The sequence below is a fragment of the Neisseria sp. 19428wB4_WF04 genome (genome assembly GCF_015235335.1).
Taxonomy (GTDB): domain Bacteria; phylum Pseudomonadota; class Gammaproteobacteria; order Burkholderiales; family Neisseriaceae; genus Neisseria; species Neisseria musculi.
Window position 1 is genome coordinate 1 of sequence record NZ_JADGLG010000057.1, and the last position, 14064, is coordinate 14064.

A 14064-nucleotide genomic window follows, 5' to 3' on the forward strand; every position below is an offset into this window, starting at 1 on the left:
GAGCATTTTGAACTGTATTTGAAAGAGTGTGAATGGCGTTTTAACAACAGTGAGATAAAATTTCAAATTTCTATTTTAAAACAATCAGTAAAGCAGGATTTGTTCTAGTTATCTAGGACAGCCCCTTTTTATTTACAATAAGAATATAAACCTTACAGCATCCCGACCAACAATAAAGATCGCCCTCTCTGAGAGGCGGTAAAACCGCATCCCAATACTCCCTTTTACACTCCTGCCGGATCGGGCTGTCTCCAAAAAGCACCATATCCACCGTCTTAAGAGGTGTTTGGGTGCGCGTTCATACCACTACTTCTGCTTTTGATGCTCATTCAGCACACCTATAACACGCCATGCAGCAGCTATCCAAATGCAGCAAATCGACTTCACCGCATTGACCGGGACAATCAAAGCAGCACTTTTGCTTTTCTCTGATTACCAATACAGCGGGCCCGCTCAATTTTCTCTACGGTTTTGCCGTACTCCCGTACTGCCTGATTGCTGCTCTGCACCCCAAATGGGCGATAGCCAACCGGCAGCATTCCAGCGATAATAACGCCCTTTCCCACTTTTACGAAAAGCCTTTATGCAGCCTTTTTTCACCGGCCTGATGATTACCGGCGGCTTGATTGCCGCCATCGGTGCACAAAATGCCTTTGTTTTAAAACAAGGCTTGCTCAAACAACATATAGGCTTGGTTGTGTCGCTGTGCTGGCTGTGCGATGTGGTGCTGATTGCGCTGGGCATATTCGGCACCGCAGCCCTGCTCGCCGGCAACCCCGCCGCCTCGGCACTGTTGGCACTGGCCGGCAGCCTGTTTCTGCTGGCCTATGGCGCGATGAACGCCAAACGCGCTTGGCAGGGCAGCGGGCATTTGGCGGTAAACACCGATGCCGCAGCCGCTTCCGCACTGAAAACCGCCGCCGCCACGCTCGCGCTCACCCTGCTCAACCCCCATGTGTATATCGACACGGTGGTGTTAATCGGCGGAGCCGCCTCGCCTTTCGATCAAACGGGCAAAATGCTGTTTCTGCTCGGCTCGCTAACTGCCTCGGCATGCTGGTTTGTTTCGATAGGCTTCGGCGCACGCCTGCTGCTGCCGCTGTTCCGCCGCGAACGCGTGTGGCAGGTTCTCGAAGGTCTCATTGCCCTGATGATGTTTTATCTGGCATGGAATTTGCTGCAGCAAGCCCTGACTCTGTTGTTTTGATACGGCAAAGCAACCCGTCAAAGGCCGTCTAAATCAATATGTTCAGACGGCCTTGAAATATAAAAAACCATATAAAAACAATATAATAAATGGATTAAACGGCATGCTGTGCCGCCGTGCTTTACCAACCCTAACAACCCCGCCGGGCAGAACCCGATATACTGGCTGCCGTTCAGCCGCCTGCGGTATTAACCGGTTTATGAAAGGATCAAACCATGAAACACATTCTGTTTGCCGCCACCCTCGCCACCTTGAGCGCCTGCACCGTAGGCACGCCCGGTATGTCGGTGGGCGTGGGGGTGGGTACCAGCATAGGCCGCCATGTCGGCTTGGGCACGTCTATCAATATTCCCGTAGGGCTGGACCGCACCCGCACCGGCGGCAACAAAGACGGCACAAACGTGGTGGAAGAACAAACCGTTACCTATTTCGATGCACAAGGCAACGCCCGCAACCAACCGGTTAAAGGCGGCTTTCACCGCCAACTGGTCGGCAGGCGCAGCAACGAATACATCGTGCAGGATTTTTACAGCGACAACAACCAAAAACGCACCGACCCCTACACCCTGCCCCGCAGCCGGCTGATGGATTTCCGCGCCCACCCCGAAAACGGCGCACTGACCACCTATGCCTACAACGGCAACATGATGCAGCAGCAGATTTTCAAAAACGGCAAGCTGGTAAACGCGAAATATTAACCGGCGGCTTTTACCGAACCGCCGGCGCAGGCGCGGATTTGATTCATTCTGCCCGATATTTCAGGCGGCAGGCTGCAAGCGCAGACAACACGGAGCCTGCCCTGTTACCGCTTGCCGGCCGGCGGAACCGTGCGCCAAGCCAAAAGGCAATATTGCAACGGAAACTCAGGGAGTCTGCGGGCTGCACGGCTTCAGGCCGTCTGAAAAACGTTTTCAGACGGCCTGAATCTTTTGCCCAATCCCCATTGCTTTTCCCCCGCCTTAAAGCCGTCTGAAAATGCCCAAATCCCGTTATTATCGCGGATGCCTTTATTTTCGGCACCAAACCACATGCTGCAGGCAGTGCAGACGATAAGAAGCCTGCCCTGTTACCGCCGGCGGCCTTAGATTTCTGCCGGCAGAAAAATGACGGAAAACAAACTTTTTGTGGTGTTTCCGGGTTTTGCAAAAGTTTCAGGCCGTCTGAAAACATGATTTTCAGACGGCCTGAAACACGTTTGTCTGTCAAACTCAAGCGTTCAGATTCGCCGAGTGCTCACGCGTTTCATGGAACACGATATCCGGCCAACGCTCCTGCGTTAAGCCCAGGTTCACGCGGTTGGGCGCGAGATAGGCCAGATTGCCGCCTGCGTCCACCGACAAATTCACCGCATTGGCTTTTTCAAATTCGGCCAGCTTTTTCCTGTCGCTGCACGACACCCAACGCGCCGACCAAATCGGGGCGTTGTCAAACACCGCTTCCACACCGTATTCGGCGGCCAGCCGCGAAGTTACCACCTCAAACTGCAACACGCCCACCGCGCCCAAAACCAAATCGCCGCCGTTATGCGGTTTGAACACCTGCACCGCGCCCTCTTCGCCGAGCTGCTGCAAGCCTTTTTGCAGTTGTTTGATTTTCAGCGGGTTTTTAATGCGCACGCTGCGGAACAGCTCGGGCGCGAAAAACGGAATGCCGGTAAACGAAAGCTGCTCGCCTTCCGAAAAACTGTCGCCGATTTGGATATTGCCGTGGTTGGGAATGCCGATGATATCGCCTGCGTAGGCTTCTTCCACCAGCTCGCGGTCGTGCGACATAAACGTAACCACGCTGGAGGCGGAAATTTCGCGGTTGATGCGCAGATGCTTCATTTTCATACCGCGCTCGAATTTGCCGGAACACACGCGCAGAAAGGCGATGCGGTCACGGTGTTTCGGGTCCATATTCGCTTGGATTTTAAACACAAAGCCTGAAAACTTCTCTTCAGACGGCTGCACCGTGCGCACGGTGGCATCACGCGCTTTCGGGGCGGGCGCCCAGTCGATAAGGGAATTTAAAATCTCTTGGATGCCGAAATTGTTGATCGCCGAGCCGAAAAACACCGGCGTGAGCCCGCCCGCCAGAAATGCTGCCAAATCAAACCCGTTCGAGGCGGCCTGCACCAATTCGATTTCATCGCGCAATTGTTTGATTTCCAGCGGAAAGCGTTCGGCCAAAACCGGATTGGCTATGCCTTTGATGATGTCGAACTCGTGCGGCAGCCGCTCGCCGCCGGCCTCGAAGAGATAAATTTCATCGTTCAGAATGTGATACACGCCTTTGAAATTTTTGCCCATGCCGATCGGCCAGGTAACGGGCGCGCAGCGGATTTTCAAAATGCTTTCCACTTCATCGAGCAATTCCAGCGAATCGCGCACTTCGCGGTCGTATTTGTTCATAAAGGTAACGATGGGCGTGTTGCGCAGGCGGCAGACGTTGAGCAGTTTGATCGTTTGCGCTTCCACGCCTTTGGCCGCGTCAATCACCATCAAGGCGCTGTCCACCGCCGTTAACACGCGGTAGGTGTCTTCCGAAAAGTCTTGGTGGCCGGGGGTGTCGAGCAGATTGACGGTGTGGCTGCGGTAATCGAACTGCATCACCGATGAAGCTACCGAAATGCCGCGCTGCTTTTCGATTTCCATCCAGTCGGAAGTGGCGAATTTGCCGCTTTTCTTGCCCTTCACCGTTCCCGCGCTCTGAATCGCGCCCGAAAACAGCAGCAGTTTTTCGGTGAGCGTGGTTTTGCCGGCATCGGGGTGGGAAATGATGGCGAAGGTGCGGCGGCGGCACACTTCTTGTGGAATATTCGACATGGTTTCTCTTCAATGATAAATAAACGGTTTCTGTTTAGAGATGCAGCCTCAAACTGCCGCACAGAAACAGCAGCAAAGCCGGCACAGACGCAGCAGCTTTCAAAATATCTGCTCCCGCCGCAACCGCTTAACCGGAAAACAATGCAGATATTCAATACTCTGCTTTGCAAAAAACCTCGAGGCCGTCTGAAAATTTTCAGACGGCCTGCCATACAGTAGGCCGATTAACGGGGCAAGGCGCGGGATTGTATAAAAAAATGCTTGTTTTTTCAACATGTAAACCGAAACAAGCTAGGCAGCGGAGCGCATGCCCCGCGCTTCCCGCTCAGCGCCTGCCGGATTTTTCCAGCAGAAAATCCACCATGCTGGCCACATTGGGGGTGGAGCCCCGGTTTTTGTAATACACCAGATACAGCGGCACGGTATCGACCCTCCATTGCGGCAGCAACCGCACCCAGCCGCTGCGCAGCATATTGTCGAAACAGGGCAGAAGCGCGATGCCGATGCCGTCTGAAACCATCTGCCCGAGCAGGTTGGCATCGTTGCTGCTGAGTTTGCAGCTGCCCTGAATATGCACGCTGTGCTGTCTGCAGACAAACCGCCATTCGGGGCCGTCATATTTGTTTAACAGCGTATGCCCGTGCAGCTCGTGCGGGCTTTTTGGGCAGCCGGCGCGTTGCAGGTAGCTTTCTGCGGCAAACAGCCCCAGCTCGATGTCGGTGAGTTTGCGGGCGACAACGTTGCCGTCTTCGGGCAGGCTCAAGCGCAGGGCAATATCGATGCCGTCTTGAATCATATTCACTTTTTTATTGTTGATTTCAACTTCCAGCACCACATCGGGATAGCGGCGCATATATTCGGCCAGATGCAGCATCAGAAAACCGCGCCCCACTTCTGTGGAAACCGATATCCGCAGCAGCCCGCCCGGCGTGTCAAGCCTGCCCTGCACGCCGTTGACCGCCGCTTCGGCCGCCTGCATCATCTGCTGCGCGCGCAGGTAAAACTGCTCGCCCACTTCGTTGAGCAATACACCCCGTCTGCTTCTGTCCATCAATGCCGTGCCCAAGCCGGCCTCCAAACGGCTGATGCGGCGGCTCAGGCGCGACTTGGGAATATTCGCCAAATCCGCCGCCTTGCTGAAGCTGCCCGCCTGTACCACCGCCACAAACAGGCGGATATCGTTTAAATCCACATTACCCATCTTGTTTCTTACCCATGTTTGCCGGTTTTTTCCTTTTTTCTGTTCTGTTTTTGCAACTTAAAGTTTGATTTTTGTATCTTGTTGCAAAATTATGCATATCTATAATGCGCCCTGTCAACACGATGTTTTCGAATAAACACTCAATAAGGAAACTGTAATGAGCCAACCCGCAAACTTCAACGGCGCCGCGCCGAAAATCGATCCCGCCAACGCCGCGATGCTGTTAATCGACCACCAAAGCGGCCTGTTTAACACCGTGCGCGATTTGAACGTGCGCGAGCTGCGCGCCAACGCCGTTACGCTGGCGAAAGTGGCGGCTTTGGCCAAAATGCCGGTAATTACCACCGCTTCGGTGCCGCAAGGCCCCAACGGCCCCTTGATTCCCGAAATCCACGAAGCCGCGCCGCATGCGCAATACGTTGCCCGCAAAGGCCAGATTAACTCTTGGGACAACCCCGATTTCGTGGCCGCCGTGAAAGCTACCGGCAAAAAGCAACTCATCATCGCCGGCACCATTACCAGCGTGTGCATGGCCTTCCCCGCCATCTCCGCGATTGCCGAGGGCTATCAGGTGTTCTGCGTGGCCGATGCTTCCGGCACCTACAGCAAAATGGCGCAGGAAATCACGCTGGCGCGCATCGTGCAGGCAGAAGCCGTGCCGATGGACACCGCCGCCGTGTGCTCCGAAATCCAGCAAACCTGGAACCGCCCAGACGCTGCCGAATGGGCAAAAGCCTATGAAGCCGTGTTCCCCGAATACGCGCTGCTGATTGAAAGCTACATCAAAGCCCGCCAAGTGGAGCACGATGGCGAGCAATTGGATTCCGAGCGCGCCTGATTGATTTTTTAATCGATCACGTTTTCAGACGGCCTGCTTTCTATTTCAGACGGCTCACCGGTCGATATTGGGAAAAGGCCGTCTGAAAACCCACCGGCGCAGCCCCAAGCCCGGCCTGCCGGGCAGAGTGCGGCGGTGTGCAGCCCGATTGCGGCGCACATAATGTATTAATGTATTTTTCCCCTTTCAGACGGCTCACCGGCCGGTGTTCGGACAACAGGCCGTCTGAAAATTCCAACCCCAACCTCAAAAAGGAAACTTTAATGGCAAACAAAAAACCCTATATCCGCCTCGACAAAAACGATGCCGCCATGCTGCTGGTCGACCACCAAACCGGCCTGCTCTCGCTGGTGCGCGATATCGAACCCGACAAGTTCAAAAACAACGTGCTGGCCACCGCCGATTTGGCCAAATATTTCGGCCTGCCCACCATTCTCACCACCAGCTTTGAAAACGGCCCCAACGGCCCGCTGGTGCCCGAATTGAAAGAAATCTTTCCCGATGCGCCCTACATCGCCCGCCCCGGCAACATCAACGCCTGGGACAACGAAGATTTTGTGAAAGCCGTCAAAGCCACCGGCAAAAAACAGCTCATCATCGCCGGCGTGGTAACCGAAGTGTGCGTGGCCTTCCCAGCGCTTTCCGCCATCGAAGAAGGCTATGATGTGTTTGTGATTACCGATGCTTCCGGCACCTTCAACACCATGACCCGCGATGCTGCGTGGGAGCGCATGAGCCAGGCCGGCGTGCAGCTGATGACCTGGTTCGGCGCCGCCTGCGAGCTGCACCGCGACTGGCGCAACGACATCGAAGGCTTGGGCGCGCTGTTCGGCAACCACATCCCCGACTACCGCAACCTGATCACTAGCTTCAACACGCTCACTCAGGGTAAATAAACGCATTAAGGCCGTCTGAAAACTTTTCAGACGGCCTGTTACCGTTTTGACAGTTAATAAATTGATAATATTGGTAAGAATCTCAAAAAACCATAAGCCGGCCAAAACCTTTACCCGACATTCCTCTCTAAGGTTTGCACAGCAAGGTTTGCACAGCGGCTTTTGCAGATATGGCACAAACATCTGTTTTCTAAACATATTCACAAGGAATATCAAAATGAGTTTTGTAACCACTCGGGACGGCGTTCAGATTTTCTATAAAGATTGGGGGCCGAAAGATGCAGAAGTATTATTTTTTCATCACGGCTGGTCGCTCAGTTCCGATGATTGGGACGCACAACTGCCCTATTTCGTTGCCAAAGGCTACCGCGTTATCGCCCATGACCGCCGCGGACACGGCCGCTCAAGCCAAGTGTGGGACGGGCACGATATGGATCACTATGCCGATGATGCGGCGGCGGTAGTCGAACACTTGGGCATTCAAAAAGCCGTGCATATCGGGCATTCCACAGGCGGCGGAGAGGTGGTGCGCTATATCGCCCGCCACGGCGAAAGCCGTGTATCAAAAGCCGTGTATCAAAAGCCGTGTATCAAAAGCCGTGTTGGTAAGTGCCGTGCCGCCTTTAATGGTGCAGACAGAAAATAATCCTGAAGGGTTGCCCAAAGCATTATTCGATGACTTCCAAAAACAGCTGTTGGCCAACCGCGCCCAGTTTTACTATGATGTTCCCGCCGGCCCTTTCTACGGCTTTAACCGCCCGGACGCAAAAGTGTCCGAACCGGTTATCCAAAACTGGTGGCGGCAAGGCATGATGGGGGCAGCAAAAGCCCACTACGACGGCATCGCGGCATTTTCCCAAACCGACTTTACCGAAGATTTGAAAAAAATTACTGTACCCGTGTTGGTGATGCACGGCAGCGGTGACCAAGTCGTCCCATTTGAAATTTCGGGAAAACGGTCGGCACAACTACTGCAAAACAGTACATTAAAAGTGTATCCGGGCTACTCCCACGGAATGCTCACCATTAATCCTGAAGTGATCAATCCCGATTTGCTGGCATTTATCCAAAATTGAAGCCAACCGCTTGAGAACAGACCGGCATGATACGGTCAGGCCGTCTGAAAAACAGATTTCAGACGGCCTGCTGCCGTACCTCAAGCCAAAACTTGCCTTTTCCTGCCACAGGAAACACAATGATACCTTTCCGTTGAATCGTCAAGGACACTCCCCATGACCCAAATCGCCCTGATTGTCGGCAGCCTGAGCAAACAGTCTATCAACCGCGCCGTGGCCGAACATATTGCCGCGCAGGCACCCGCCGGCGTGGCAGTCGAAGAAGTGCAGATCGGCGATCTGCCGCTCTACACGCAAGATCTCGATGCCGAAAGCGTGCCGGCCTACGATCGCGTGCGCGCACAGCTCAAAGCCGCCGATGCCGTGTTAATCGTCAGCCCCGAACACAACCGCGCCATGCCTGCCGCCGTGAAAAACATTATCGATATTGCCTCGCGCCCTTTCGGCCAAAGCGTTTGGGCAGGCAAAAAAGCCGCTGTCGTTACCGCCTCGCCCGGCGGCTACGGCGGCATCAACAGCGGCCTGCAAATCCGCCAAAGCCTGCAACCGCTGGGAGCAGACGTGCTAATCGCACCCGAAGTGTTTCTCAGCCGCGCCAACGCCGCGCTGGAAAACGGCAAGGTAGCCGATGAGCGCACCGCGCAGTTTTTAAACCAATTCGCCGCCACCTTTTACGCCTGGGCAGCGCAATAAAAACAACAGGCCGTCTGAAAGCCGGTTGACAGGCTTTCAGACGGCCTATCCGCCCAATCTTTACAACTTTAGAAAGGAGCCGCCGTGCCTGCCCACCCGCCCGAATTTATCGAACAATGCGCCGGCTTCACCGACCTGTTTCTGCAATTGGGGCTGCCTGCCGAACCGCAGGAGATTGCCGGCTTTATCATGCGGCACCGCCCGCTGCCTGAGTCGGTTTCACTGTCCGATGCGCCGTTTTGGAACACCGCGCAAGCGCAGTTTTTGCAAGAGCAGCGCCAACTGGACGAGCCGCCGTTCAATATATTGATCGACCAGCTCAGCGAAGCCCTGCGCGGTTAATCTGCTCAAACCCTGTATCCCCCAACCACCGAAAGGAAACCCCATGAAACTCTACTATGCCCCCGGCACCTGCGCACTGGCCTGCTGGATTGCCTTAGAATGGGCCGGTGCCGACTATGAAGCGGTGCGCGCCGACTATGCTTCAGAAGAATACAAACGCATCAACCCGCTGGCCACCGTACCCGCGCTCGACATCGGCGGCAAACGCGCGATGACCCAGGCCGCCGCCATTTTGCAATATATTGCCGACTCCCACCCCGCAAGCCGGCTCGGCAGCAACGAAGGCTTGGAAAACGCGTTCGAGCTGAACGAAACCATGTCTTTTCTCGCCAGCGACCTGCACCCCGCCTTCTGGCCGTTTTTCATGCCCTACCGTTACACCACCGATGAAAGCGAGGCGGCATTGAAAGCGGTGAAAGAATCGGCCTATGCCCGCATCGACCGCGCCATGCTGCACCTGGAAAACCTGCTGGCCGCCGGCGGGGGCTATGTGTACCAAGGCCGCCGCAGCATTGCCGATGCCTACGCGTTTGTGATGGTGGCTGGACGGAAAACCTGCCGAAAAGCTGGCGCGAATACCCCGAAATTGCAAAATTTATGGAACGCATGACGGCCGACCAAGCCGTGCAATATGTGATGCAGGCGCAAAAAGCCTGATGCCGCCGTTTTCAGCTGCAAGGGCGGGCATCTGAAAATGCCTGTCTGAAATAGGGTTGGAAAAATAGGGTTGAGACCACCGTAAAATCTCCCTGCCAATCCGTTTCACCCATACTGCACCACCGCATACCGAAACGCCGCCGCTATGGCGGCGTTTCGGTGCAATTGCCGGAAATAAAAACTGCAAGCTGCTTTTTTAACGGCGGTACTGCCTAGCTGCACACCGAAGCCCGCCCCAATTCTCAACACAGGAAATTTCTTTATTTTCAATACTATATATTCTCATCCATTCTCAATAAGGCCGTTGCAAACGGGTTTCAACCAAACCCGTCTATCCGTTTGCCCGCGCCTGTCGGAAAACCCGAATACCCGCCCCACTTCCACCACAGGCAAACTTCAGGCCGTCTGAAACCCTTTTCAGACGGCCTGAAGCCTTAGGTGTAGGAAATTCCAGCGTTGTTTACACGTTCCGTTTTTTTTACATGCAGACCCATTTTGGGATTTTTGAGGGTTGTCAAGAATGCCGAAAGGCACGGCGAATCCGCATCGTTCTTGAGAATGCTCCAAAATCACGAAACCATCATTCTGGCAAAAAACCAAAGCCGTTTGCCATAAAGAAACAGACCCTGCGCCTTCCCGCGCCGGCCCTGTGCGGCAGGCGGTTGCCTTATGCTTCTTCCACCAAGCCCAAATCAAGCAGCTCCTGCTGCAGCCGGCCGGCAGTCCAACCGCTGCCGACAGCCAGCGTGAGCAGCACGGCGGCAGTTTCCAAGTTGGCTTTGCCGCCGTTCACCACGCCCGCGCCCCGCAGCGCGCTGCCCTGCGCATAAACGGCGGCGGCGTTGCCTTGCGGCACTTGGCTGATGTTCAGCAACAGGCCGCCTTTTGCGGTAAACCGCCGCACGGCATCGATGAAACCGGCATCTGCCGGGGCATTGCCGTGGCCGTAGCTTTGCAATACCACAGCGTCTGCCCCGCTGCGGCCGAGGCCGTCTGAACAGGCTTGTGCAGCAAAACCGGGAATCAGCGTGGTGCAGATCACTTTGGCCTGCGGGTTCAGCGGGCGCACCTGCAAAGCCTGCCCTGTTTTTTCAGACGGCCTGATGCGCACATTATCCCAGCCTTGTTCGGGCGACCATTGCGCCAGTGTGCCGAAATGCGGGTTGCTGAAACCTTCCGCGCTTTCGGTGCTGGTTTTGCTGCTGCCCACGGCGGGAAACAGTTTGCCGTTAAAGGCAATCACGGTTTCGCGCAGATCCAGCTCGAAAGCGGCCACGGCGGTGGCAAGGTTCAGCGGGGCATCACTGTTTTCTGCATCGTAGGGCAGCTGCGAGCCGGTCAGCACCACAGGTTTGTCCAACCCCTGCAGGGCGAGTGCAAACAGATTGGCGGCGTAGGCCAATGTGTCGGTGCCGTGCAGCACCAGCACGCCGTTGTATTGCGGGATTTTTTCCGCCACCAGTTGCAGCCAGCTTTGCCAGTCGGCAAGCGTAACCGCCGAGGAATCAATCAGCGGGTCGCATAAATGCCAATCAAAACGGAAGCGGCCGACAAACGGCAGCAGGGCTTTGCCTGCCAGCGCGGCATCCGGGCGCAGGCCTTGCCTGCTTTGGCTCATGCCGATGGTGCCGCCGGTGTAGAGTACGAAAATGGAGGGTAAGGTGTGCATATTTTCTGTTTCCGGTGTAGGTTGAATAGGAAAACGGGGCAGCCCCCAAACCGCATAGGGCGCAGGCGGCAGATGTGCGGTGTCCGTTTCAGTTTAATCCGCTATGGCACAAGCCCGCTATAGTGAATCCATTTGATTTTCGACACAGGGCGGCAAACTGCAGGCAATACAGAGCCGATTCTGTTGCCGTTTTGGCGGTTTGCAAAACCGTTTTCTTCAGGCCGTGCCACAATGCTTTAACGGAAACAAAGCGGGTTCACGATTCAATATAAACAGCGGTTTTACCGGGTTGGCGCAGCAGGCCGTCTGAAAATACCGCCCTGTTTTTTCAGACGGCTAAAGCAGCCGTATGCTGCCTATTCTGCTTCCCGTATCCAAGCCTGCTGCACGGCTTCGAGGATTTTTTCGCCGCTGCGGGCAGGATCATCGTTGAAATCCGGCAGGCTGAGAATCAGCTCGCGCAACCGGGTAAACCGGATGGTTTTCGGGTCGATATCGGGATAACCGTCATAAAGTTCTTCTGCGATGCGTTGGGTGTCGGTCCATTTCATCGTGTTTTCCTTTTTTGATTCATGCAGCAACGCAAAACAGCGCAACACAACCAAGAGGCAATACCGATGCCCCGTTGCCGCCTCAGCGGTCGGCCCAACCCGTTTTCTCCGAACCCGGGCAGGGCTTAATTCTGTGTTGCTGACAGTGAATGCGCACATTTTGAGTAGGTTAAGCCGCAGGCAGTGCAGAATCATACGGCGAACCCAGCCATGCCCTAACGGAAATGTCCGCCATATTCTGCGGCAGTTTGCTTGGCGGAGTGCAGCATTATCCGCTACACAGGGCAGATTTTTCCAAAGGCCGTCTGAAAACCTGCCCGCCGCAAACTGAAAAGCAGAAACAACCATCTGCACCATGCCGGCAGGGCTTGTATCCCGCATTCCTCCTGCGGCTCAGTTGCGGACAAAACAACCGTTACCGCCATTTAAACAGACGGAATACAGCCAAACAGGCAGAGTGCCGCCGGCAATGCCTTTTACCTATGGTATGGCTGAATTACCCTGCCGTCTGCTCCAACTCCAGCGAAGCGGCCAGCAGCGACAGGCGCGCCATCACGCCGTAAACATACAAGCGGTTGCACCCGCAATCGGGGTTGGCGGCATTGGTTTGCGGCACGCCCAGCGAATCCCATTGGGCGAACACGCGTTTGCAGCGCTCTTCACTGCCCTCTTCCGCGCCCGCCACCGGAATCGCCTGGTTCAGCGGCACAAACACCATGCCGCCTGCGTTGAGATTTTCGTCGTTGGCGCGCCCTTCGTGCACGCGGAAAAAACCGCCGATCACGAAACGGTCCATCATATACACCACCGGCTCGGAAACTGCGCCGTCAAGTATTTCATAAGTGTAGATGCCTTCCTGCACAATCACTTCGCTCACTTGCAAGCCTTCTTTGATTTTGGCCATTTTATTGCGGTTTTTACGGTTTAACCCGCGCACTTCATCGGCCGATTTCACGCTCATCACACCCATGCCGTATGTGCCCGCATCGGCTTTCACAATCACAAAAGGCTTGTCGGTAATGCCTTTTTCATCGTATTTGGCCTGGATTTTCGCCAGCATCCGCTCCACTGCTTCGGCCAGCGCGTCTTCACCTTCGCGTTCTTGAAAATCCAAACCGCCGATCTGCTCGAAATAAGGGTTGATGTGCCACACGTCTATGCCCAGCAGTTCGGCAAATTCGGCTGCTACTTGATTGTAGGCGGCAAAGTGGGCGGTTTTACGGCGGGTCGTCCAGCCTCCGTGCAGCGGCGGCAGCACGGTTTGCGCGATGCCCTGCAAAATTTCCGGCACGCCGGCCGACAAATCATTGTTCAGCAACACCAGGCAGGGCGAGAATCCGTCTGCCAGGTGCACCCTCTCCCTGGTGCGCAGCAACGGTTCGAGCAGAATTTTATCGCCCAATGCGGTTTCAAACTCTGCCGCCTCAGTAATCTCGGGGTTGAGGCTGCCCAAGCGCACCTCAAACCCCGCCGTGCGCAGAATGGTGCTCAAGGCATACGCATTTTGCAGATAAAAAGTGTTGCGGGTATGGTTTTCGGGCACAATCAACACCGATTTCGCCTGCGGGCAGGCGCGCTCTACCGCGTCCTGCGCGGCGTGTGCCGCCAACTGGGTGAAGGCCGGGTTGAGATTATTAAAACCGCCCGGAAACAGATTCATATCGATAGACGCCATTTTATAGCCGGCATTGCGGATATCGACCGAACCGTAAAACGGCGGCTTGTGCTGCGCCCACCGTTGGCGGAACCAAGCCTCGATTTTGGTTTGGTGGTTTAAAATGGTTCGTTCAAATTCTTGAAGTTGCGCCAGATAGGCACCAGACATTACGGGCAGCGACATATTTTTACCTGCATCAAAAATTGCTCACCCCTGCATGATAGGTTTTTCAGACGGCCTATACAAGCACCAAAAAATTAGGGGCTGAAGTAGATTAGCCCTAAACACCACACCAAAGCCGCAAAGTTTTTAACTGCTGCTTTGGTGTCCCGAAGTTAAAACGAAACTCACATTCTTTCAAGAACAGAGGAAAAGATTTTCGGTCGATTCCGTTGTATTTGCGCAAGACACGTTTCGCCTGATTCCAAAAATTCTCAATGCCGTTGATATGGTTGTGTCGGTCGGCAAAC

At 54.9% G+C, this 14064-nt stretch carries 16 protein-coding genes and 2 pseudogenes; 10 read left to right on the top strand and 8 right to left on the bottom strand.

Annotated features, from left to right (window positions below; all coding sequences use genetic code 11):
- From IR141_RS10495 to IR141_RS10505, 3 genes and pseudogenes are all read left to right on the top strand, one after another.
- A pseudogene (locus tag IR141_RS10495) lies at nucleotides 1-108 on the top strand (IS1595 family transposase); the annotation flags it as partial.
- 475 nt (nucleotides 109-583) lie between these two features.
- Entirely contained in the window at nucleotides 584-1207 is a 624-nt protein-coding gene (locus IR141_RS10500) for a LysE/ArgO family amino acid transporter (RefSeq protein ID WP_135036960.1), read from the top strand.
- 215 nt (nucleotides 1208-1422) lie between these two features.
- Nucleotides 1423-1905: a NemA protein gene (locus IR141_RS10505; RefSeq protein ID WP_135036963.1), complete on the top strand. Its 483-nt coding sequence runs from the start codon at nucleotides 1423-1425 to the stop codon at nucleotides 1903-1905.
- A gap of 191 nt (nucleotides 1906-2096) precedes the next feature.
- On the opposite strand, the gene IR141_RS10510 is transcribed toward IR141_RS10505, so the two are convergent.
- The 3 genes from IR141_RS10510 to IR141_RS10520 all read right to left on the bottom strand — a co-directional run bounded on the left by IR141_RS10510 (nucleotide 2097) and on the right by IR141_RS10520 (nucleotide 5215).
- Nucleotides 2097-2237 (bottom strand): hypothetical protein, encoded by a 141-nt coding sequence (locus IR141_RS10510; RefSeq protein ID WP_167743164.1) that lies wholly within the window; start codon nucleotides 2235-2237, stop codon nucleotides 2097-2099.
- 178 nt (nucleotides 2238-2415) lie between these two features.
- Entirely contained in the window at nucleotides 2416-4014 is a 1599-nt protein-coding gene (locus IR141_RS10515) for a peptide chain release factor 3 (protein WP_135036966.1), read from the bottom strand.
- A 325-nt stretch (nucleotides 4015-4339) separates the two neighbouring features.
- Entirely contained in the window at nucleotides 4340-5215 is an 876-nt protein-coding gene (locus tag IR141_RS10520; protein WP_135036969.1) for a LysR family transcriptional regulator, read from the bottom strand.
- A gap of 157 nt (nucleotides 5216-5372) precedes the next feature.
- Here IR141_RS10520 and IR141_RS10525 point away from each other — a divergent pair, with 157 nt between their 5' ends.
- Entirely contained in the window at nucleotides 5373-6053 is a 681-nt protein-coding gene (locus IR141_RS10525; protein ID WP_135036972.1) for a hydrolase, read from the top strand.
- Nucleotides 6054-6061: 8 nt separating this feature from the next.
- Here IR141_RS10525 and IR141_RS10530 read toward each other — a convergent pair whose 3' ends face one another.
- Nucleotides 6062-6214 (bottom strand): hypothetical protein, encoded by a 153-nt coding sequence (locus tag IR141_RS10530; protein ID WP_167743166.1) that lies wholly within the window; start codon nucleotides 6212-6214, stop codon nucleotides 6062-6064.
- A 102-nt stretch (nucleotides 6215-6316) separates the two neighbouring features.
- On the opposite strand from IR141_RS10530, the gene ycaC reads away from it, so the two are divergent.
- From ycaC to IR141_RS10555, 6 genes are all read left to right on the top strand, one after another.
- Complete coding sequence (ycaC, locus tag IR141_RS10535; RefSeq protein WP_135036975.1) at nucleotides 6317-6949, top strand: isochorismate family cysteine hydrolase YcaC; 633 nt, start codon at nucleotides 6317-6319, stop codon at nucleotides 6947-6949.
- Nucleotides 6950-7166: 217 nt separating this feature from the next.
- Nucleotides 7167-7595: an alpha/beta fold hydrolase gene (locus IR141_RS13500; protein ID WP_228068229.1), complete on the top strand. Its 429-nt coding sequence runs from the start codon at nucleotides 7167-7169 to the stop codon at nucleotides 7593-7595.
- Nucleotides 7549-8025 carry an alpha/beta fold hydrolase gene (locus tag IR141_RS13505; protein WP_368667167.1) on the top strand — a complete coding sequence of 159 codons (477 nt, stop codon included), beginning with the start codon at nucleotides 7549-7551 and terminating at the stop codon, nucleotides 8023-8025. The genes IR141_RS13500 and IR141_RS13505 overlap by 47 nt, the downstream gene beginning before the upstream one ends.
- A gap of 156 nt (nucleotides 8026-8181) precedes the next feature.
- The gene (locus IR141_RS10545) at nucleotides 8182-8718 is read left to right on the top strand and encodes an NADPH-dependent FMN reductase (protein WP_135036977.1); all 537 of its coding nucleotides are present in this window, start codon (nucleotides 8182-8184) and stop codon (nucleotides 8716-8718) included.
- Nucleotides 8719-8802: 84 nt separating this feature from the next.
- Nucleotides 8803-9060 (top strand): DUF2789 family protein, encoded by a 258-nt coding sequence (locus IR141_RS10550; protein ID WP_209304857.1) that lies wholly within the window; start codon nucleotides 8803-8805, stop codon nucleotides 9058-9060.
- Nucleotides 9061-9103: 43 nt separating this feature from the next.
- On the top strand, nucleotides 9104-9670 hold the full coding sequence (locus IR141_RS10555; protein WP_228068230.1) for a glutathione S-transferase family protein: 567 nt from the start codon (nucleotides 9104-9106) through the stop codon (nucleotides 9668-9670).
- A 714-nt stretch (nucleotides 9671-10384) separates the two neighbouring features.
- Here the strand turns inward: IR141_RS10555 and IR141_RS10560 are convergent.
- From IR141_RS10560 to IR141_RS10575, 4 genes and pseudogenes are all read right to left on the bottom strand, one after another.
- Nucleotides 10385-11386 (bottom strand): asparaginase, encoded by a 1002-nt coding sequence (locus IR141_RS10560; RefSeq protein ID WP_135036980.1) that lies wholly within the window; start codon nucleotides 11384-11386, stop codon nucleotides 10385-10387.
- Between the two features lie 356 nt (nucleotides 11387-11742).
- Nucleotides 11743-11937, bottom strand: coding sequence for a Fe-S cluster assembly protein IscX (gene iscX, locus IR141_RS10565; protein ID WP_135036983.1), 195 nt, complete (start codon nucleotides 11935-11937; stop codon nucleotides 11743-11745).
- Nucleotides 11938-12433: 496 nt separating this feature from the next.
- Complete coding sequence (gene gshA, locus IR141_RS10570; RefSeq protein ID WP_135036986.1) at nucleotides 12434-13777, bottom strand: glutamate--cysteine ligase; 1344 nt, start codon at nucleotides 13775-13777, stop codon at nucleotides 12434-12436.
- 97 nt (nucleotides 13778-13874) lie between these two features.
- Nucleotides 13875-14064: pseudogene (locus tag IR141_RS10575) on the bottom strand (IS1595 family transposase); the annotation flags it as partial.